This is a genomic window from Caballeronia sp. LZ043 (genome assembly GCF_031451075.1).
Classification (GTDB): Bacteria; Pseudomonadota; Gammaproteobacteria; order Burkholderiales; family Burkholderiaceae; genus Caballeronia.
The window spans coordinates 1-19,872 of the sequence record NZ_JARUXT010000057.1; the positions used below are offsets into that span (position 1 = coordinate 1).

18 protein-coding genes and 1 pseudogene are annotated in these 19,872 nt (G+C 63.4%); 3 read left to right on the forward strand and 16 right to left on the reverse strand.

Annotated elements, in window-relative coordinates; genetic code table 11:
- Nucleotides 1-900 precede the first annotated feature (900 nt).
- Nucleotides 901-1,035 (reverse strand): alpha-hydroxy-acid oxidizing protein, encoded by a 135-nt coding sequence (locus QCE64_RS38040; protein ID WP_404987972.1) that lies wholly within the window; start codon nucleotides 1,033-1,035, stop codon nucleotides 901-903.
- Between the two features lie 1,132 nt (nucleotides 1,036-2,167).
- Between QCE64_RS38040 and QCE64_RS36470 the strand changes: the two genes are divergently transcribed.
- The gene (locus QCE64_RS36470) at nucleotides 2,168-2,449 is read left to right on the forward strand and encodes a hypothetical protein (protein WP_310009229.1); all 282 of its coding nucleotides are present in this window, start codon (nucleotides 2,168-2,170) and stop codon (nucleotides 2,447-2,449) included.
- Nucleotides 2,450-2,466: 17 nt separating this feature from the next.
- On the opposite strand, the gene QCE64_RS36475 is transcribed toward QCE64_RS36470, so the two are convergent.
- The 15 genes from QCE64_RS36475 to QCE64_RS36545 form a co-directional block, all read right to left on the reverse strand.
- Entirely contained in the window at nucleotides 2,467-3,612 is a 1,146-nt protein-coding gene (locus QCE64_RS36475; RefSeq protein ID WP_310009231.1) for a porin, read from the reverse strand.
- A 108-nt stretch (nucleotides 3,613-3,720) separates the two neighbouring features.
- Nucleotides 3,721-4,932 carry an MFS transporter gene (locus tag QCE64_RS36480; RefSeq protein ID WP_310009233.1) on the reverse strand — a complete coding sequence of 404 codons (1,212 nt, stop codon included), beginning with the start codon at nucleotides 4,930-4,932 and terminating at the stop codon, nucleotides 3,721-3,723.
- A 78-nt stretch (nucleotides 4,933-5,010) separates the two neighbouring features.
- Nucleotides 5,011-5,820 (reverse strand): amidohydrolase family protein, encoded by an 810-nt coding sequence (locus tag QCE64_RS36485; RefSeq protein WP_310009235.1) that lies wholly within the window; start codon nucleotides 5,818-5,820, stop codon nucleotides 5,011-5,013.
- A 29-nt stretch (nucleotides 5,821-5,849) separates the two neighbouring features.
- A complete protein-coding gene (locus QCE64_RS36490) occupies nucleotides 5,850-6,569 on the reverse strand; it encodes a hypothetical protein (RefSeq protein ID WP_310009237.1) in 720 nt (239 codons plus the stop codon).
- A gap of 143 nt (nucleotides 6,570-6,712) precedes the next feature.
- Complete coding sequence (locus QCE64_RS36495; protein ID WP_310009239.1) at nucleotides 6,713-8,131, reverse strand: MFS transporter; 1,419 nt, start codon at nucleotides 8,129-8,131, stop codon at nucleotides 6,713-6,715.
- Nucleotides 8,132-8,207: 76 nt separating this feature from the next.
- The gene (locus QCE64_RS36500; protein ID WP_310009242.1) at nucleotides 8,208-9,494 is read right to left on the reverse strand and encodes a LysR family transcriptional regulator; all 1,287 of its coding nucleotides are present in this window, start codon (nucleotides 9,492-9,494) and stop codon (nucleotides 8,208-8,210) included.
- Nucleotides 9,495-9,525: 31 nt separating this feature from the next.
- Nucleotides 9,526-10,380 (reverse strand): fumarylacetoacetate hydrolase family protein, encoded by an 855-nt coding sequence (locus QCE64_RS36505; RefSeq protein ID WP_310009244.1) that lies wholly within the window; start codon nucleotides 10,378-10,380, stop codon nucleotides 9,526-9,528.
- Nucleotides 10,381-10,393: 13 nt separating this feature from the next.
- Complete coding sequence (locus QCE64_RS36510) at nucleotides 10,394-11,173, reverse strand: SDR family oxidoreductase (RefSeq protein ID WP_310009245.1); 780 nt, start codon at nucleotides 11,171-11,173, stop codon at nucleotides 10,394-10,396.
- A 17-nt stretch (nucleotides 11,174-11,190) separates the two neighbouring features.
- Complete coding sequence (locus QCE64_RS36515) at nucleotides 11,191-12,198, reverse strand: amidohydrolase family protein (protein WP_310009247.1); 1,008 nt, start codon at nucleotides 12,196-12,198, stop codon at nucleotides 11,191-11,193.
- A gap of 36 nt (nucleotides 12,199-12,234) precedes the next feature.
- A complete protein-coding gene (locus tag QCE64_RS36520) occupies nucleotides 12,235-13,167 on the reverse strand; it encodes a VOC family protein (RefSeq protein ID WP_310009249.1) in 933 nt (310 codons plus the stop codon).
- Between the two features lie 27 nt (nucleotides 13,168-13,194).
- Nucleotides 13,195-14,094 (reverse strand): phosphate ABC transporter substrate-binding protein, encoded by a 900-nt coding sequence (locus QCE64_RS36525; RefSeq protein WP_310009251.1) that lies wholly within the window; start codon nucleotides 14,092-14,094, stop codon nucleotides 13,195-13,197.
- A complete protein-coding gene (locus tag QCE64_RS36530; protein WP_310009253.1) occupies nucleotides 14,091-15,050 on the reverse strand; it encodes an ABC transporter substrate-binding protein in 960 nt (319 codons plus the stop codon). Before QCE64_RS36530 ends, QCE64_RS36525 begins: the two co-directional genes overlap by 4 nt.
- Before the next feature lie 37 nt (nucleotides 15,051-15,087).
- On the reverse strand, nucleotides 15,088-15,945 hold the full coding sequence (locus QCE64_RS36535) for an aldolase/citrate lyase family protein (RefSeq protein ID WP_310009255.1): 858 nt from the start codon (nucleotides 15,943-15,945) through the stop codon (nucleotides 15,088-15,090).
- Between the two features lie 27 nt (nucleotides 15,946-15,972).
- Nucleotides 15,973-17,013 carry a VPS10 domain-containing protein gene (locus QCE64_RS36540; protein ID WP_310009257.1) on the reverse strand — a complete coding sequence of 347 codons (1,041 nt, stop codon included), beginning with the start codon at nucleotides 17,011-17,013 and terminating at the stop codon, nucleotides 15,973-15,975.
- Nucleotides 17,014-17,147: 134 nt separating this feature from the next.
- Entirely contained in the window at nucleotides 17,148-17,492 is a 345-nt protein-coding gene (locus QCE64_RS36545) for a hypothetical protein (protein ID WP_310009258.1), read from the reverse strand.
- 316 nt (nucleotides 17,493-17,808) lie between these two features.
- On the opposite strand from QCE64_RS36545, the gene QCE64_RS36550 reads away from it, so the two are divergent.
- Nucleotides 17,809-18,009 carry a hypothetical protein gene (locus QCE64_RS36550; RefSeq protein ID WP_310009260.1) on the forward strand — a complete coding sequence of 67 codons (201 nt, stop codon included), beginning with the start codon at nucleotides 17,809-17,811 and terminating at the stop codon, nucleotides 18,007-18,009.
- A gap of 185 nt (nucleotides 18,010-18,194) precedes the next feature.
- Nucleotides 18,195-19,444 (forward strand): annotated as a pseudogene (locus QCE64_RS36555) (IS256 family transposase).
- Nucleotides 19,445-19,872 lie beyond the last annotated feature (428 nt).

Sequence of the window (19,872 nt, forward strand, 5' to 3'; positions counted from 1 at the left end):
TGGCCGTGGCCGTGCCAGCCAGACCGCCGCCAACAATTGCTATGCGGCACTTCATCACCATGCTTCGTCTCCTGTTCCTTATCGATCGTGTCGACTGCCTGCGGAACGGCCGCCGGTAGTCGAAGCCGGTTCGAACACTTCGCGGCCGGCCTGACAGGGTCGAATATACGGGAGCGCCTGCGGCGTCAACAACTCAACAATTCGGCAGAAAACATTAGCGACGTTTATGTATTCCTCGAGCTAAGCAGCCAGAGGTGAGAAACTGTGACGCGTGCGCTACCGGACCACGGTGATTGAGCGAAGATTGCTAGCTGAAGACCACTGCTTTGTCGGCATACATCGGCTTGGAAGCGACAATTGCCGCTGATGCAAATAATGCCGACGCGATCGGCAGACGTGCATTGAGACGCGTTGTTACACAACAAGCACGTCACCTTGAGCAGCAAAGAATCAATGACAGAGCAAGACCGCCATCGCGTTTCTGCTATTGTTGCGCCCTACGAGGCTAGTCAACGCGGGTATTTTGCAAGCTGACAATTCGCCGTTGCGAACGCGCTGGCCGAGGATCTCCACAGCCTCCACGGACTGGATTTTTAGTTCAAAAGGCGCTCAACAGTGCACCGCTTCCTGCGATCTGAGCTTGGCGTGGCTTCCGCAAGACTCTGAATCATCTAGGATGGCAGCGCGATCATCCCGCCGCTAAGGGACTCACCAAGGCAGTCGTTGGCGGCGTTGGCGCGTTCGAACTCAGTCCAATGCCTCGCACACGGCACCATGTGAAACTGTGGGGCTTCGTCAGATTGCCAGACGAATTCGCACAGGCGAGCAACACTTTGACCGTGGCGCCGTGTTCGCCCGAGAGGAGCATGGGTTCCGTGCTACTGGCCCGGCACGGTACAGTCAAGAGAGACCAAGCGTGCGCCGCATTTCGTCGTGCAGGGTATCCCGTCCGCTCGTCACCCCCGATTGGCCATTCGCAGCGACGTGGTAGAGCGGCGCACGTCCCAACATGACACGCTTGAAACGCCGCAGCATTCTCCGTTGTCTGTTCTCTTTTTTTATGATTAGACGCTCGGTCTGGCGGCGACGGGGTCAATGTCAAAACGTGCAATGCCCCGACCATGATTTTCACGTTTCGCGGACCGCAAAAAGTGCATTCGATAGCAACCGCAAGCAGTCCGCGCGCCTTCTGCCCGGGTCCGTCGTGATGCGCAGCAAACCGCCCTTGTCGTTCACGTACGAGGGCATGCATCGTTCGCCTCCAGTGTTTTCGGCATCTCCGCGATGTTCACGCCTGCCGGAAAGCCGCCTGAGCTACCAACGCTTCCTGATCAATCCGCAACGAGCGGCAACTTAGGTGGCAAGGCCCGGCACAGACACGCGTAACAATGCCTCTTAACGCCCTGCCCTAAGCGCTGTTGTTCGGGCGACGCGCAAGCGGTCGTGACCCAAATGCCTTGCCCCGTTGCTGAAGCGGTCAGGTGGTTTTGTGGGAAGTCGCTTCGCATCTTGCCTATCGCCGGAGTTGGGCGCGACCACATGGGTCCACTTCAGACGAGATGCCTAGGGACAGAGTAAGGACAAGCTTCTCGTGAATTTGCTTGTCGAGCTATTGCTGCATATGTCGTGTAGGTCGCGAGCACACAATTCAAACCCCGTCACTGCGAGCAATTAGGTCTGGCGCAAAAGAGAATGGTGGTTCACATAACGACCATTAGTTGCGTCTTCTTACGATAGATCGAGATACCCCTTAGCACCCAATTTGACTATGACTGGCGGCCTCTCATGCCTGACGCTTCCCGGGCGGTATTCGCAGGGAGGACCCAAAAAGCAGGCCTGAGCCTGTGGCCTCGCGATGGTCCCGAGCCGCGCGTCTGACATCGCAGATAGCCTGCACTTCGGCGCTGCTGCACCGACTAGGGGCCGTGCGGCGCAACTGAAAGGCCTCACACGATGGATCATCTCCGCAGAAGGATAATGACCTGCGCAGCACAATATCCCGCCCCAAAATCCCGACCTTCACACCGAAATTGAGCGAAGCCTTAAGCGGTTAGCGCTATAGATTTTTTGTAGCCCGTAATGCATAAAAGCTTAATCGTCTAGCCCCGCTCCGGGAAAACCCTAGAATGACAACCCTCAATCACACGCATTCAAAAGGGTTCACGTCATGTCCAGACTCAATCTCCTGTCGCTTCTCGTTGCCTTGACGGCTGCACCGCTCAGCGCTCACGCAGCCGACACCTCGCTCCTTTCCGAACTCAGCCAGCTCGAAAGCGCCGGGTACGGTCCCGCAGCCGACGATCCCACCTATCCCGTCAATCTGCAGCGCGCGCAGCATCGCGTGCAACTGGCAGCGTCGAATGCAAAGGGCGTCGATGCCACCGCGATCGGCGGCTCGCCCGTCTCTGCTGAAGAAGCGGGCCACCACGCCGACACCGCGTTTCGCTGAAACGCGCCCGCTCTCACTCAGAACTTGTGCATGATGCCCGCTTCGAGCAGCGTCTGATTCTTGCCGGATGACGGGCTGGTCGTATAGATCTGCGCGAACGCATTCGGACCGCTCGCGCGCTGATAGATGCCGATCAGGAACAGATCCGTGCGCTTCGAGAGGAAGTAGTGCGAGGCAATGTCGATCTGGTTGTAATGCGTCGAGCGTCCGATCGAATAATCGCCATGCGTATACACGTACGCCAAGCCCACTTCCCAGTCGGGACGCAAGAACTTGTAGATCGCGCCTTCCGCATTCTGGAGACGCAGTCCGGTGGAGTCGGCGTAATTGAACAGCACGTTGGTGTAGTTGCCGAGCACGTTGAACCAGCCAAAGTCGCAGGTGCCGCCCACGCCGGCGATGCGCTGCTGATCCGTCGCCGCGCCGCCCGGGCTCACCACGAACGGCGAGCTGAAGCCCCAGCCGCTGCTGTCCACCGCGCCGCTCGTCAGGTTCGAAGGCACGGCGGCGCCGCGTCGATTGAACTGCGTCAGGGCAGCCGCCACCTTCAACGGACCACGTGCATACGATACGCTGCCGCTGTAGCCGTCGTTGTTGGAGAACTGCGTCGAGTTGGAGAAGGCGAAACTACCTGCGGCGCTGAAGCCCGCGATGGTCGGCGACGCATAGCGCACCGCGTTGTTGAACCGGTTCGTGAAGAACATGTTGTCGTTGTCGCCGATGTGCGCGCCGTATCCCGCGAACACGTTGGCCGAGGTGGCGAACCACATCGTGTTGGTCATTTCCTCGTATTGCCGCCCCAGCGTGAGCGTGCCGTAATGCGTGTTGCTCAGTCCCACGTAGGCCTGGCGTCCGAACATGCCGCCGAGCATCGCGCCGTTGTCGATGTTGAAGCCGTTCTCGAGTTGGAAGATGGCCTGATTGCCACCGCCGAGATCCTCGACGCCGCGCACGCCCCAGCGCGGCGGCATCATGCCGCCGTTCGAGAGCGCATACAGATGATTGCCGCGCGAGTTGCTGACGAATTCGAGCGTGGTCGACAGCACGCCGTACAGCGTCACGCTGCTCTGCGCGTGCGCGACGCCGCCCGATACGGCGCTGATCGCCGCGAGAATCATTACGCTGCGTGCGCAGCGGGCCAACGGTTTGACGGTCCCCTTCACCTTGCGTCTCCTTGTCTTCTTTGTCTTGCTGGTTTTATGAGGCGTGCGCTGCCCTCCGGCGGTTTGCCGGGACAGTCGCACGCGTAGTCGAGGAATGAAACGGATGCGTCAGTTGGGCCCGAGCGCCGGGCCGTCCACCGCGTGGACGTCGTCGTTCTGCCGGCCGCCCGTGCGCACCAGGATGGGCGCGATCTGCAGAACCGTGGCAATCAGCAGCAGCGCGATGCGCACCTTCCAGCCGCCTTCGTAGAAGGTGCCGAAGATGGCGGGAGGTCCGAGCAGGACGCCGAGATAGGTGGCCTGCGCAACCAGGCCGCTGGTTGCGCCGAGCGTCGCCGGCGAAGGCGCCGCGCCGGGCACGAGCGTCCAGATCGTGCCGTTGACCACGCCGACGCCCAGCGAGAACGCGCAGACCGAAACCGCCGCGCCGAGCAGCGCGGTGGCCGGGAGATACAACACGATGCCGCCCGCGAGCATCACCGCGCCGCCCGTCAGCGCAAGCGTGCGGGTCTGCACGCCGGCCTTGAGCAAGTGGCCGACCGAAAGGCATCCGGCGGCGACGAAGACCTCCGCGATCGTGCCAATGCCCGCCGCATGCGGAATCGAAATCTGGAAGCGCCGCGCGAGATACACGGTCAGCGCCGCCATGATGCCGGTCTGGATGAAGGCCGACGCCCCCGAGGCCAGCGCGACCCGGTACGGCGCGCGGCTCTTCAGGACCAGCAGGATGTCGCCGATGCGCCGGTTCTGCGCCCCGGCATGCTTGCGCGGCAGCAGGACGGCGAGCGCGACGAGCGCGGCCATCAGGATGGCGTGCCCGCCGAACGCCCAGCGCCAGGTTTCGCCGCGTTGCGCGAGCGGTGCGACCAGACTCAGCGTCAGGCCGATGCCGACAGCCGTATGCGAAGTCCACAGGCCCAGCGCGATGCTGCGCCGCGCGCCGCTCGTGGTGCGCATGATGAGCGTCACGGCGCCCACGGTCAACGACAGATAGCCGACGCCTTCCAGCAATCGGCCGATGAAGAGTGCGCCCAGATCGTGTGCGAATACCACGCCGAGGTTGCCAACGAGCGCGAACACCGCTCCGCCGACGATCACGCGCTTGTCGCCGATGCGGTCCACCAGCCATCCAGCGAACAGTGCGCCGAGTGCGGTAATCAGCGACGGAATCGAGATCACCCAGCCCGACGCCGCGTGGGACAGATGAAAGTAGGCGGCAATGTCGCCGATCACCGGCACCGCCTGCGTGACCAGCGAAGTCGCGACGGTGCCATAGACGTACAGCAATAAGATGCAGGGCCAGCTTCCGGCGGTGAGCATCGTTGTCTCCTGAGTATCGGCCGGTCTGTTGCCGGCTCGAACGAACATTGGGTTTGTATCAGAGCGCGGACCGCACGGCTATTCTCGCTGCCACCCAAGCAGCCGCATCAGGTTGCCGCCCATCACGCCTTCCCGATCCGCGTCTGACAGCCACGACAGCCCTTCCGTGAAATGCGCGACACATTGCCGGTACGGATGATGCAGCCGCGACAGGTCGCTCCCCCAGATGAGCCGTCCGGGCCCGAAGGCGTCGAAGACCCGGCGCAGGGTTTCGTCGAGCGAGTGGAACGGCCACGGATCGAGCGCGTAGTCGCCAACCCCCACCGCCTTTACATACACATTCGGATGGCGGGCGAGCGCCAGCAGTTGCGGCAGATGCTCGAACGCGCCCGGCCCGGTCGCGCCGCGCGGCACGCCGAGATGATCGACAATCAGACGCAGTGTGGGATGCCGGCGGGCAATCTCTCCCGCCTGTGCCAGCGCCCCGGGAATCAGCAGCGCGACGGTAAGCCCGGCTTCGGCCGCGACCGGCCAGAGCGCGTCATAGCGGCCATCGAGCAGCGGCGCGACGCGCTCCTTCGTATTGAACAGGAAGCGGATGCCGAGCATGCCGGGCTCGCCGCGCCAGGCGCGCAGGCGCGGCTCGGCCTGTTCCGGCGGCACGTCCAGCAGGCCCATGACCGCGAAGCGTTGCGGATCCTGGCGCGCCAGTTCGAGCGAATACGCGTTGCCGCGCAGGTCCCAGAGCGGCGGGACCAGCAGCACGCGGTCCACGCCCGCCTGCGTCATTTCGGGGACGAGCACGTCCTTCGTGATCGGCGTGCGCCGATGATGTCCGGTCGATTCTCCGCTCGACCAGGCGTGTACTTGTGCGTCGACGATCTGCATGATTTCGATGGTGGGTTGAGATGCGCCCTTCAGTTGCCCGCCAGCAGGCGGCCCGCGCCCGCGATGCTGCCGCGCCAGCCTGCCGCCTGGAGCACCGACCACAGCATCGCCTGGTTGCTGGTGACGACCGGCATGCCGAGCGTGGTTTCCAGCTCGTGCGCGGCTTCGAAGGCGCGTACGTTGGCGCAGGAGAGCAACACGGCGCCCGTGGCGTCATCGACTTGTTTCAGCACCGTTTCCGTAATCTCGCGCGGCTCCATTTGCGCGGCGACCTTCGCATCGGTGAAGCCCAGCGACACCGTGCGCTGCACCTGCAAGCCCGCCTCCTGCAGCGATTCCCGTTCGACGCGCGAGAACTCGTCGCTGAACGGACAGACATGCAGGATGCTGCTCGCCCGCAGAAAGCCGAGCGCCTGCTTGATGGCGGTCATCGTGTTGACGGAAGGCACGCCCAGTTGTTCGCTCATGCGCACGGCCAGCGCCGTATCGCAACCCTTGCCGTGTGCGACGCTCGCGCCGGTGCAGTTGAACGCGATCGCGTCCGGCGAGAGATCCTTCAGAAAACCCGCTTCGTCGATGGCTTCGAGCCAGGCGCGCGTCAGACTGTCCATCGTCACGCGGCCCGCTTCCTTGCGCAGCCGGATGCGATGCACGTGATAGGCGACATCGGGCGGACAATAGGCGCGGAAGTCATCCTCGGCAATGGTATTCAAGGACGGCACGATTATGCCGATTCGCACACGCTTCATCTGTTTGTCTCCGGGTTTCGTGAACGTGCCTTCGTGGATGCCTTGCTTGCCATAAGGCTTCGGGCACGTTTCGGATTCAGTCTAGGGTCGGGGCGGCTTGCAGGCCCAATCGGAAAGGCGCCGTGGTCATCCGTTTTTGCTGTTCATCCCTGCTGCCGCGATTCCTCGAGCCGCGGCTCGCGTGGCGCGACGCCGTCGTCGAGCGACTCGAGCGCGCGACCGCGCGCCTCGATGCCGATCGTGAGATAAGTCACGCCGCACACGCACAGACAGAAAGCGAGGAACTGGAAAGCCGGCACGATCACCGAGACCGTCGCTGAAGGCATCACCACGTTGCCCGATCCCGCCGTCAACGCGAGGCCCAATGGGCCGAGAATCTTGCCGACCGAGCCTGCCAGTCCTGCGAAGCCCGCGCCCGAACCACGCAAGCGTGACGGCCAGATTTCGGTGGAATAGGCCGCGCAGACGGAGAGACTGCCATCGGCAAAGATGAATGCCAGCAGCAGCGGCAGCCAGAAATACGCGCGCGAAAGCCAGTCGCCGTGACCGATGTAGCCGGCGGCCAGCAAGGCCGCGGCAGCGGCCAGCGCGAACCAGCCGCCCGTCTTGCGGCGCCCGATGCGGTCGGCCAGACTGGCGGCCGCGAGCCGCGCCGCGATACCGAGGACACTGAAGCCGATCATTACCTTCGACGCGAGCACCGGCGCGAGCGACTGGATCTGCGCCATCAATGTGGGCGCCCACAGCACGATGCCGTAGTAGCCCGAGATCAGCCCGACATTCACGAGCGTCGCGGTCAGCAGCGGGCGCGGGCAGCGGAAGATCTCGAACCAGCTTGTTACGGACGCGGGCTGCGGTGCGGACGCCACGAGATCGCCCGAAGGCGCCGCCTGTCCGAGCGCCCATGCAACGGCCTTGCGCGCATCGTCGTGACGTCCCTGCAACGCGAGCCAGCGCGGCGACTCGGGGATATAGAAGGCGCCCAGCAGTGCAATCAGCGCCGGCGCCGCGCCGAGGACGAAGGTCCAGCGCCAGCCGATCGCCGGAATCAGGAAAGCGCCGCTGAATGCGCCGAGCAGCAGCCCGCCCGTGGTGATCGCCGAGACGATGCCCGTCAGCATGCCGCGTCGGCGGGGCGGCGTGAATTCCTGCACGAGCGCGATCTGGATGAAATAGCCCGCCGAACAGAAGCCGATCACCGTTCGCATCGCGGCCATGTACAGCCAGCCGCGCTCCGGCGTGAACGCGAGCCCGACGCTCGCCGCCGCGAGCAGCAGCAGCGACACGACGAACACGGGCTTGCGTCCGAAGCGATCGGCCGCGACGCCCCACACCACTCCGCCGACGATCGCGCCGACGCCGGAGGCGAGCAGCACCGCGCCCATGATGCCGTAGGTGAGGCCCCATGGCTTGATGAGGAACGCCATGATGAAGCCGATGAGAAACGCATCCCAGAACTCGAGCATGCTGCCGATGCCCACCAGCGCCAGCAACATGCGCTGGTTGCCGGATAAGATGTGTTGCTCCTGGAACGGGCTGCGCCCGGATGATACTGCATGCATGCTTGTCTCCTTCTTTTTTATCCGGATGGCTAAACATCTGGCGAGCGTCCTGCCAGAGGGCTCGTGCGAACGCGGTTCAGTCGCCGCCCGATTCGCCCGCGATGGCCGCCGCGTTTTTCTTCAGATTGCGCAGGAACGCGTCCTGAACTTCGTTGGGGATCCAATCGCGCCGCGTCGTGATACCGAACATCGGCCCGTTCCAGGGGACGTCCACCGGCAGCGGCGCCAGGAAGCCGAAGCGCCGTTCGCTGAGGATTTCGGTCCAGCTCAGCACCGTGAGCATGTCCGCGTCGGTGAGCGTGATGCGAATGGTGGAGAGCGAATACGTCTCGATGCTCGCTGGCGGCGGCGTGCCCACCGCGAAGAGGTTCTCGTAGGCCTCGCGGCGCGGCGAGCCTTTCGGCGGCAACACCCATTGGTAGCGTCCGAGCGCCTCGACCGACAACGTCGTTTCCCGCGTGAGCGGATGGTCGCGGCTCGCCACCACGAAATAACGCTCGCGATACAACGCCTCCTCGACGAAATCGAACGCCTTGCCCGGCTGCTTCAGCAAGCCGATCATGAAGTCGATCTCGCCACGCGAGAGCTTGTTGAGCAGCGCCTCGTAGGTGCCTGACAGGACCGTGACGCGCGTATCGGGAAACTGCGCCGACAGCGCGCGGATCGCGTTGACGATCAGGATGGCCGGATCGAGCAGCAGCACGCCGACCGTCACGGACCGCTCCTTCGGGAAGTCGTACGCGCGCACCGCCTGCACCAGCGCAGCGATCTGCTCCGACGCGAGCCGCAGCCGGTGCGCGAAGGCACGGCCGGTATCGGTCGTCGTCACGCCGGAGGCCGTATGCCGGTACAGTTGCGCGCCAAGATTCTGTTCGAGCGTGCGCGCCGCGCGCTGCAACGAAGCCTCCGTGATGCCCAGCATGCGGGCCGCGGCGCGAAAGGAGCCGCGTTCCTCGATGGCGATCAGGCAGCGCATCTGCGTGCGCGTGATGCCGCTCGCCAGCGCGAGCGCCGATACCTTGCGCGTGCTGTCGAGCAGCGTCACCGCTTCTTCCGCGGCCTGCAGGATACGCCTGGCGCGCACGAGCGCGGTGACGCCAACCGGCGTGAGCCACGTGCCGGTAGTAGACCGCTCGAACAACGTGACGTCGAGCAAGGATTCGAACGCGGCAATGGACGACGTGGTGGCGGGCTGCGAACGCAGCAGCTCCTGCGAGGCCTGTGTCACGTTCTCATGACGCGCCACAGCCTCGAAGACCCGGAGTTGCCAGAGACTCGGCAATTCCGGCGTATCGGCCGCAACCTCCGCCACGATCACGCCGTCTGGTTCTTCCGCAGCCGCTGCCCGCTCGATCTTCCCCATTGCCGCCCGTTCCCGTGTGATGATCCGCGAATCACGCCGCCCCGACCACGTTGCGCAGCGTGCCGACACCCTCGATCGTGATCTCGCATACATCGTTTTCCCGCATGAAGACCGGCGGCTTGCGCGAGAAACCCACGCCGCTGGGCGTGCCGGTCGCGAGAATGTCGCCGGGATAGAGCGGTGCGATGCTCGACACGTATTCGATGAAGCGCGGAATCTTGTGCACCATCGCGCTCACCGACTCATTCTGCATGACCTCGCCGTTCAGCGTCGTGCGGATGGTCAGCGCATCGACGTCGGCGATCTCGTCCTTCGTCACCATCCACGGACCGATGGCGCCGCTCCGGTAGAAGTTCTTCCCCGGCGTGATCTGCCGTGTGTGGAACTGCCAGTCACGCACGCTGCCTTCATTCATCAAGGTGTATCCCGCAACGTGATCGAAGGCGTTGTCCTGGCTGATCTGGAAGCCCTCCTTGCCAATCACCACGACCAGTTCGCCTTCGAAGTCGAACTGCTCGCTCACGCGCGGATGACGCAGCGCTTCGCCATGCGCAACCAGCGAATCGACGGCGCGCGAGAACAGCGCGGGCGATTTCGGCAGTTCCTGCACACGCCCGGCCGCCTGCACTTCGTTGTGGTGTTCCGGGTAGTTCAGCGCCAGACACCAGATGTGGACCGGATCGGTGATCGGCGCGAGCAGTTGCACGTCCGCCAGCGCATGGTCCGGACGCAGATCGATCTCGTCGACGGGCGGCATGCCCGCCGCAATGTAAGCCTTCAGTGTTGGATGACGGTCGCCGATGCGCTTGCCGAGATCAATCACGCCGCTGTCCGTGACGATGCCATAGCTGGCGCGTCCATCGATGGAAAAGCTTGCATATTTCACGGTGAGTTCCTTGTTATACGAGGCCGGCGTACGAGCCGCCGTCGAGTTGCAGATTCTGTCCGGAGATGAAGCCCGCCTGTGCGCCGCACAGGAAGGCGCAGGCATCGCCGAATTCGCGCGGATCGCCCAGACGACGCGCCGCGATGGTCGCCGCAATGCGCTTCTTCGCGTCTTCGACGCTGATGCCCTCTTTCTTTGACATGCGCTCGGCCATGTAGCGCTGGCGGTCGGTATCGAAACGTTCGGGCAGCATGTTGTTGATGGTCACGTTGTCCACCACGGAGTCGCGCTGCACGGACTTGCTGAGCGCCGTCAGCCCCGCGCGCACGGCCGCCGACAGACCCATGGTCGCGCTGGGCGACTTGACCATCGCCGAGGTGATGTTGACGATGCGTCCGAAGCGCCGCTCGCGCATGCCGGGCACGTAATGCTTGATGAGAAAGATCGGCGCGAGCATGTTGCCTTCCACGCCTGCGAGCCAGTCCTCGCGCGACCAGTCGGCGATTTTGCCCGGCTCCGGTCCCGCGTTGTTGTTGATGAGGATATCCGGCGCCGGACACGCTTCGTGCAGCGCGGCGCGCCCGGCTTCCGTAGCGATGTCGGCCACGACGACATGCGGCCGCATGCCGGTCGCCGCCTCGATCTGCTGTGCGGCGGCGTCCAGTGCATCCGCGTGACGCCCGTTGATCCACACTTCGCAGCCCTCGCGAGCCAGCGCCGTGGCGCAGGCGAGTCCGAGCCCGCGCGACGATGCGCATACCAGCGCCTTCCTGCCTTGTATTTCCAGGTCCATGTGAGTTCCTTCGGTACTCAAGCGAGCTTCGCGCGGAGTCGCGGATAGACGGCGAGTGCGTTGTCGTGGAAGACGTGTTGCCGGTCGCAGTCGCAGAGATTGGGCGTCGCGGCGACATAGCGGCGCGTGTCGTCGTAGTAGTGTCCGGTGGTCGGATCGATGCCCTTCACCGCGCCGATCATCTCCGAGCCGAACAGGATGTTCCGGTGCGGCACGACCTCCGCAAGCAGATTCACGCCCGCCTGGTGATACACGCAGGTATCGAAGAAGATGTGCTTCATGAGGCCCTCGTCGAGCGTCGCGAAACCCATGTCTTGCGCCAGCCCCCGATAACGTCCCCAGTGATACGGCACCGCGCCGCCCCCGTGCGGGATCACGAAGCGAAGCGTGGGGAAGTCCTTGAACAGCTGCGGCGCAAGCAGGAACTGCATGAAGGCGGTGGTGTCGCCGTTGAGATAATGTGCGCCCACATGATGGAAGCACGGGTTGCAGGAACTGCTGACGTGGATCATCGCGGGCACGTCGAGCTCGACCATCTTCTCGTAGAGCGGATAGTAGAGCCGGTCCGTGAGCGGCTTGCCGGTCCAGTAGCCCCCCGATGGATCAGGGTTCAGGTTGCAGCCCACGAAGCCCAGCTCGGAGACGCAGCGCTCGAGTTCCCGCACCGACGCCGTCAGGTCCGCGCCCGGCGACTGCGGCAACTGACACACGCCCGCAAAGTTGCGCGGATAAAGTCTGGTCACGCGGTGAATCAGGTCATTGGCGAGCGTCGACCACTCGATGCTGTGCTCGAGCGTCCCGAGGTGATGGCCCATTTGTCCCGCGATCGGCGAGAACAGCGTCAGGTCCAGGCCGCGCTCGCGCTGCGCTTTGAGCTGCTGGCCTTCGAGCGCCTCGCGCAATTCGTCGTCGGAGATAGCGAGCGGCATGCCGAAACGGCCCCCGGGGACTTCCAGCTGCTGACGCCGCCATTCGTGCAGCGTCTTCGGTACGGTCGTGAAGTGTCCGTGGCAATCGATGATCATTGCGTGTGGTCGTATCGTTGAAGGTGGAAAGGACGCTCAGGCGTTCCAGGGCACGACGGGCGTCGTCTGCTTCACGAAGCGCTCGGGCGGACGTTCGCCTGTGTCGTAGCTCATGCCTTCGCCAATCTGGATGCGGTTGAACTTGCTGTGCGCGTTCATCTTCTCGTGCGAGATCCAGTGCTCGTGCATCTGCTCGAACGGACTCATCCAGTAGTTGAAGATCTGGCTGCCGAGCGCATGGCGTCCAATGCCGCGCACATGGTCATGCGTGCCGCGCGTCATGTGGTCGTAGCCGAAGAAGATGTCGTCCACGCCTTCCACCTGATACGACACGTGATGCATGCCGGCGCGCTGGCCGCGCATCAGGAAGATGACGTGGTGATCCACCGGCGCATCGCCATGATCGACGCGGTCGAACTGGCCGATCACGTTGTCGGGCGAGCCGACGAACAGCTCGTCGGTCGGCAGCAGACCGAGCGCGCGCTGATACCAGCCAATGGTGCTCGCCAGGTTTGGCGTGGTGTAGGCGGTATGAGCGATCCGCACGACGCGCGCGGGCCCGAGCGCACGGCTTTCGCCATCCGGTCCGCGCACGACCACGCGAGGCGGCAGCGCGGCGGCGCGCGCCTGTCCCGCGACGAGTTCCAGCCAGAAGCCGTTGGGATCACGCACACGCACGCGCTGGCCGCCACCGGGAGCGTCGAGGGCCTCCACGGCGCTGGCATCGGGGTGCCGCGCCAGCTCGTCGAGCAGCGCGGGATCGCGCAGCTCGTAGCCGAAGCTGATGACGCCGGGATCGCCGAGTTCCGTCACATGCAGGAAGGGCGTTTCGCCGACGCCGCGCATGAAGAGACGCCGTGCGTCCCGGTGCGCCACGCTCATCCCGAAGTCTTCGAGGAAGGCCTGCATGCGGCCGAGATCGGGCGCGCTGAGTCTGACGAACGACATGCCGTTGATGGGTGAGGCCACTGCTGTCTCCTTTCTTCTGTTCGTGCGCTAGCCGAGAATGTCCCCGACCTTTCCGTACAGTTCGTCCACCGTGTAACGCCTTGTGATGAGCTTTTGCTCCCAGGCGTAGCGGATCGCGGTGTCGAGCGACGTGCGCAGCTTGTCGAAACCGATGGGCTGCAAGTCGATGCCCGTCGTCTGTTCATTGCCCGCGTCCGCGGACGCGCGGCTCTCGCATAGCATACGGAAGACCTCCCGCACGAGTGCGTCGTTGCCCTTCAGCAGATCTTCCTTCACCGTGACGACATGATTGATCGGCACCACGCCAGTGCGCTCGTGCCAGCGCAGCGCGGCTTCGCGTGGCGCGGCGATCAGCGTGCGGATACGTGCATCGCCCGACAGCGCGCCGCCTGCGATGATCGCGTCCACTTCGCCCGCCAGCAGCATGTCCTCGAGCCCGCACGCGTCCGGCTGTTGCGTGACCCAGGGCGGATCCGTGTACTCGGCCACGTGCGCCCCTTCCTGGCTCAGCCAACGCACGCCTTGCAGATCGAGACCGTATTCGTCGCCAAGAATGCCGCGCACCCATGTCGGCGTGGTCTGCGCATAGGAGCGCATCGCAATGGTCTTGCCCGCCAGCGCGCCGGGCTGGAGATCGTCTTCGGCGCGGCACAGAATGCTCTTGTGGTGGAACATCCCGTTCATCACGAACGGCAGCAGCCGGTACGGCTTGCCTGCCTCGTATGCCTGCAGGAACGTGACGATCGCGAGTTCCGCAACGTCGTAGCGAAGTCTACGCACCACGTCCTTGAAGGCTTTCTGCGCCGTATCGACGGGTGCGATGTCCAGCGTGACGAGGGGCGAGCGGATCTGCCCTTCCTTCAGCGCCCTTGTCTTCGGGTAAGTGCCGAGCATGGTGCTCAGGTGAATCGTTTCGGTCGCGTTCATGCGCGGCTCCTTTCAACGGCATTTCGCACACGCGGGTCATGGACCACGGTGTCGAGCCGCAGCAATGCGGGAATCAGCTTCTGCCGGTGCGCATAGCGCACCAGCGCTTCGAACGAGCGCGCGTTCTCTTCGAGCCCGTACGGCAGCGGATCCCCGACGAGTTCGGCCAGCGCCAGATAGCGCTTGTCTTCGGCGTCCGCCGCCGCGCCGGAACGCACGCGCGCCAGGTAGTTTTCCTTCGCCGCGCTGAAGGCGTCGAAGAGCGCAGACGCGAGCAGCGGATGTCGCTCGAGCACATCGTTGCGCACCACGATCACGCCATGCAGCGGATAGATGCCGGTCTTCAGGAACCAGTCGCGCTCGCGTGCTTTTGCATCCGGCACGATATCGACGAGTTCGCCCGCCTCGTTGCCCGCGCCCGCGAGGCCCGCGAACGCCGCGTCGATTTCGCCCGCGCGCAACATGCCGGCGAGCGTCGAGCCGGACGCCACGCGCTGCACGTTGCCCGGTGGCACGAAACCCTCGACGTTCTCGTCTTCCTCGGTGAACCAGGCGATGCTGTCCGGATCCAGTCCGTATTCGTCGGCGAGAATGCCGCGCGTCCATACGGCGGCGGTCACGGAATAGGCACGCACGCCGACGCGCCGTCCCGCCAGATCGCGCGGCGAACGCAGTGCCGACAACACCGGCCGTTGCAGGCCCGCGTGCCGGAAGCGTCGCGTCATCGGCAGCGGCAACGCGGTGATTGGCGCGCCTGCGGCACGCGCCATCAGATACGAAGTGGGCGCCATCTCGCAGATGTCGTAGGGCTGGCTGCGAGCCATCGCGCGATATGCATCCGGCATGCGCACGATCTCGATGAAGTCGAGCGCGTGGCCCTCCACCTTCACCGTCCCGGCGCGCAAGTCGGCAACCTGCCCGTGCCGCCCGAGCACGATGGATAATTTCTCGGTCATGTCTTCTCCGTTGCTTCCTGGTTCTCCGACGCGTGGTTCAACGGCCAGCGAGCGCGCGGCCCTGGTCGAGCGCCGAGAAATCGCGTTTGGGGAACGTCATGAGGAAGCGGTAGCCCTCCTCGATCACGCGCTCCACGTTCTGTCCGGTCACATGCGGATGACCAACCGGAATGTCATGGGCTTGGGCAACTTCCCGGACGTGGCGCATCATGCGCAGCAGTTCGGGGTTGTCGTACTGACGCGGACAGCCGAGTTCCTGCGTGAGATCGCCTTCGCCGACCAGCAGCACGCCGATCCCCGGCACGCGCCTGACGATCTCCTCGAGGTTTTCGATGGCGGTCGTGTCCTCGATCATCAGCGCCACGAGCACCTCACCATCGGGCGCGAGGGGCCAGACATCGGCGCGCTTGTAGTATTCCTGCTGCGAGACGCCCCAGTAACGCGCCGCGGGCATCGGCGCATCGCCGCGCAAGCCGGCGGGCTCGTAAAGCGGCGCGCTCCTGAGACGCGGATAGCGGCACGCGGAGACGGCGTTGTACGCCTCCTCCGGCGTGCTGATGCGCGGCCACACGATGCCATATGCGCCGAGATCCAGCGCCTGCTTAGCAAACCATTGATTCATCTCGCTGCCGCTCGGCGGGATGCGCACGAGCGGCGTCATCTGGCACGCGACCGACCCCGCCTGCGCGATCTTCTGGCGCAGCAACAGGAACTGCATCGCTTCGCGCAGTGCGCGGATGTCCCAGGGCGTGTGCTCCATTTCGAAGACCACGCCGTCGTTGGCCGACTGCGCGAAGCTGACGGCGTTCTCGACTTCCGCCTGGATGAATGATGTGAAAGCAATGCGCCGTCCCGTTTCGAGCGCGCGTATGACGCCGTTGAGTCGTTCTGCCATGTCGGACCTGTTTTGCTTCGTTCGGATTCAGAGGATCGCGCCGCAGAACGCGTCGCCGGCCTGTTGAGGAAGACGCTTTTCGGTCCAGTTCGCACCGCCGTCCAGCGTATAGAACACCTGTCCGCCGCGCGTCACGGTGACGATGCCGTCCGGGTCGTGCGCATGCACGCCGAAGCCGAGCATCGTGCTTTGCGGCGCCACCGCACCGTCCGCGCGATACCACGTCCTGCCGAGATCGTCGCTGCCGTAGAGCGCGCCTGCGTTGCTTCGCGACGAGATGCTGAAGCACGCCAGCATTTTCTCCGGATGCCCCGCGACGAAGCGGCAGTCCCGCGTGTAAGCGAACGGCGCGGACTTGCCCACTTCGATGTCGCGGAAAGTCTTGCCCCGGTCGCGGCTTTCGAAGATGCCAAGGCGGCAGATGTAGAAGAGTGCGTCGGGATCGGCGGGCGTGGTGACGACCGAATGGGCGTCGAACATGCCTTCGGCGTCGTCGTCGGTTTCGAGCTTGCTCTTCAGGTGCGGCTGCTGCGAGAGCGCGACGAGTCCGTCGTTTTCGCCGCGCCAGGTTTCACCGCCGTCCTCGCTCAACAGAAAACCATTGATCTCGCTGACCGCGTACATCACGGCCGGGTTCACCGGATGAAAAGCAATGCGCATCACGCGCGAGGCACCGAAGGAGATCTTGAAGCGCTCGGGGTAATCGGCCTCGCAGCGGCGCCATGTATCGCCGCCGTCGTCGCTGCGATGAAAGCCGACCGGCGACGTCCCCGCGAACACCGTGCGCGAATCGTGCGGGCTGATGACGACGCACCAGAACTGCACGTTGTCATCGGTGACCTGCAGACGCTGCCATGACTGGCCCCCATCGACCGATCGATACACGCCCTTGCGCGTGGCCGCGAACAGCAGGTCATCCTGTTCCGGATGCGGCGTGATCGCCTGCACGGAGGCGTCAAGCGGAATACCGTCCACGGCTTCCCATTCACCGCCGGGGCGCAGTGCGAACATCGTGCCGACTGCGTCGGCGCGCGAAGCCGCAGTTCCGACGAGCATCAGGTTCTTCATTGGAGTCTCCTATCTCGGTTGTAGATGGTTCGCGCAGGCCGCACGGCGCCGCGTCCTTGTGTGGCGGGACTCAAAGGCCGGAAGCGGTTAGCGATTTGTTGGAGACGAGTGTAGGCTCGGGGGGATACGCTTTGTTATTCGAAACCTGCGGCGGCAATAGGTTTTTGCTTAACACTCTTAAAGAGGTCAAGACCGTCTGGTGTACGTTCATGCGCGTAAGCGCGGCGCGCCGGGTTGCCGGATCCGCTGACGTAGCTCTCCGCATCGCTCTCGCGGTTGGCTCGATCAACTTCGGTCGCACAGTCGAGAAATGGCAAGACAATCACCAGATCGACATCGCTGGGGCGAACAATCGCGTGGCGAACGGAACGCTCGCTGCGCCGGCGCTCGGCAATCGAACCATCGCCGCAGACGCTGCCAACCGCGTCGGAAATGCGCGCAACCGCTTGAACATCGTGTCGATAGGTGCGCGTGGACATGTGCTTCCCGGTATGTCCTGCTGAATCATCGCCAGCATTAGGGCGCGCTCGGAACGTTGTTCGGCCTGACGCCCGAACATGCTCGCACCACCCTCATGATGTTCGATATGCATGCGCACTCCTTCGATGCCGCGTCGCGCCAAGCGCCAAACATCAGAAAGTGCTCCAGGATGGTCGCGCCGATGCTCCGGATGAGTGGGAACCTCGCTGAGAGTGCATGCGGGTGACCAACTTGGTCGGAAAACGTGTACCTACGGCGGAAACACGCCGACCACGTGTGCTGACTTGTAGCTTGCGACCCCCATCGGCCTCATGGATGCAAGCTCGAACAGTCCTCGCCCTGGCTGACGAGACCGACAATCAGCGGCGAAGCGCGCTAGAAGAGAGGATCTTCCTTGGTGAACTTGCTTATGTGGGCGAGTACTGTGTCGAGGCCGATGCGGTCCGCATGGTGCATCGGGCCGCGCCGATGGCGCTGAACAGTAAAGCCGTGAATCAGTGCGACATTGATATCTAGCGGACGGGGCGCAATGCGGTCAGGATTTGGTGGAAATCAAATCGATGGTAGTCGTTTCGAGTCATCTGCAATTTATAAGCGCACGTGAGATCTCGTGTGCTGCGGATCGCTCCGTTGTGAACACCTCCGCGTGGGGGTGTCAGCAATTTCGTGTTTGAGGCATAACATGCTCACAAGGAGAATCTATGCCTCGCAAACCGAAAATCCAGCCGGCGGATCTGCCGACGATTCCGGCCGAGCTGCTTGAGCAGTTTGGCAGCGGTTCAATGACGGCTGAAGCCATCAATTCAGCAACGATGGCGCTCAAGAAGGCTCTGATCGAGCGTGCTCTGGGCGGCGAGATGAATCACCATCTCGGCTACCTGTCCGGTGCGGCCAAGCCAACCAACGTCACGAATCAGCGAAACGGCCGGGGTGCCAAGACGGTCCTTACTGAAGATGGCCCGATCCGTATTGAGGTGCCGCGTGATCGGGATGGCAGCTTCGAACCCATCCTGATTCCCAAGCACGAACGCCGCTTTACTGGCTTCGACGACAAGATCGTCGCCATGTATGCACGGGGTATGACCGTACGCGAGATTCAGGGCTTTCTGCTGGAGCAATACGGCACCAAGGTTTCGCCGGACTTCATCAGCTCCGTGACCGATGAGGTCATGGCCGAGGTGACCGCCTGGCAAGCGCGGCCACTCGAGCCGATGTATCCGGTCGTGTTCTTCGACGCACTGCGAGTCAAGATTCGCGAGGATGCCGTGGTGCGCAACAAGGCGGTATATCTGGCACGGGCGTGCTGCCTGACGGCACGCGCGATATCCTGGGTATATGGATCGAGAGTACTGAGGGCGCCAAATTCTGGATGAAGGTCTTCAACGATCTGAAGACGCGCGGCGTTCACGACATCCTGATCGCCGTGACCGACGGTCTGAAAGGCATGCCCGAGGCGCTGGCAGCCGTGTTTCCGGCGACGACGCTGCAAACCTGCATCGTTCACCTGATCCGCAACAGCCTCGATTACGCCAGTTGGAAAGACCGTCGTGGATTGGCTGCGGCGATCAAACCGATCTACGCGGCCCCCAGTGCGGAAGCGGCGCAGGCTGAACTTGATGCCTTTGCGGATGGTCCATGGGGACAGAAATTCCCCACTGTCAGTCTCGCGTGGCGCAACGCCTGGGATCGCGTGATCCCGTTCTTTGCCTTTCCCGCGGGCGTGCGCAAGATCATCTACACGACAAATGCGATTGAAAATATCAACTCGTAGTTGCGCAAGATCATCAAGACACGCGGGCACTTCCCGACCGACGAGGCAGCAACGAAACTCATCTGGCTGGCACTGCGCAAGATCACAACCCATTGGGGCAGTGCCGCACATGACTGGAAGACGGCCATGAACCAATTCGCTATCCTTTACGCAGATCGATTCGTTCGACCTTCCGTGTAACTACTCAATCTGCCTCGAACACGGAAATACTGACCCCCCCTCCGCGTCGCCATGCTTGCGCGACTTCTCCTTCGCACGGGCAAACTCAACGTCACAAACTTCGGTGACACGCTAGAAGGACGGCTGGCTCCGATTGTTGCGACAACATTCCGACAGCATTTGGCGCGAAACTAAACGCCTCCTAATTATGTTCGACAACGCTCCCCGTCGGCGCACTCCTTTGTTAAGCCAGGCGGCCTACTGCTGACTCAACTGTTAGGGGGCCAAATACAGCAGAAGCTGTGACCTCCGAATTATGTGCAAGAAGCGACGAGAGAACGGACTCCGTCCCGCCAGCGTTACAGATGGTGTGAGTTTGACTCGCGTGACGGCTTTTTCAACATCAGCTTCGCCGAACCGAATTTTTCCGCTTCGTGGCTAATCGAATT

Bases quoted from the DNA above. Each gene is read 5' to 3' on its own strand.
- QCE64_RS38040 (WP_404987972.1), bottom strand. From the start codon at position 1,035: ATGCTGCGGCGTTTCAAGCGTGTCATGTTGGGACGTGCGCCGCTCTAC.
- QCE64_RS36470 (WP_310009229.1), top strand. From the start codon at position 2,168: ATGTCCAGACTCAATCTCCTGTCGCTTCTCGTTGCCTTGACGGCTGCA.
- QCE64_RS36480 (WP_310009233.1), bottom strand. From the start codon at position 4,932: ATGCTCACCGCCGGAAGCTGGCCCTGCATCTTATTGCTGTACGTCTAT.
- QCE64_RS36485 (WP_310009235.1), bottom strand. From the start codon at position 5,820: ATGCAGATCGTCGACGCACAAGTACACGCCTGGTCGAGCGGAGAATCG.
- QCE64_RS36490 (WP_310009237.1), bottom strand. From the start codon at position 6,569: ATGAAGCGTGTGCGAATCGGCATAATCGTGCCGTCCTTGAATACCATT.
- QCE64_RS36495 (WP_310009239.1), bottom strand. From the start codon at position 8,131: ATGCATGCAGTATCATCCGGGCGCAGCCCGTTCCAGGAGCAACACATC.
- QCE64_RS36500 (WP_310009242.1), bottom strand. From the start codon at position 9,494: ATGGGGAAGATCGAGCGGGCAGCGGCTGCGGAAGAACCAGACGGCGTG.
- QCE64_RS36510 (WP_310009245.1), bottom strand. From the start codon at position 11,173: ATGGACCTGGAAATACAAGGCAGGAAGGCGCTGGTATGCGCATCGTCG.
- QCE64_RS36515 (WP_310009247.1), bottom strand. From the start codon at position 12,198: ATGATCATCGATTGCCACGGACACTTCACGACCGTACCGAAGACGCTG.
- QCE64_RS36525 (WP_310009251.1), bottom strand. From the start codon at position 14,094: ATGAACGCGACCGAAACGATTCACCTGAGCACCATGCTCGGCACTTAC.
- QCE64_RS36530 (WP_310009253.1), bottom strand. From the start codon at position 15,050: ATGACCGAGAAATTATCCATCGTGCTCGGGCGGCACGGGCAGGTTGCC.
- QCE64_RS36535 (WP_310009255.1), bottom strand. From the start codon at position 15,945: ATGGCAGAACGACTCAACGGCGTCATACGCGCGCTCGAAACGGGACGG.
- QCE64_RS36540 (WP_310009257.1), bottom strand. From the start codon at position 17,013: ATGAAGAACCTGATGCTCGTCGGAACTGCGGCTTCGCGCGCCGACGCA.
- QCE64_RS36545 (WP_310009258.1), bottom strand. From the start codon at position 17,492: ATGTCCACGCGCACCTATCGACACGATGTTCAAGCGGTTGCGCGCATT.
- QCE64_RS36550 (WP_310009260.1), top strand. From the start codon at position 17,809: ATGCAAGCTCGAACAGTCCTCGCCCTGGCTGACGAGACCGACAATCAG.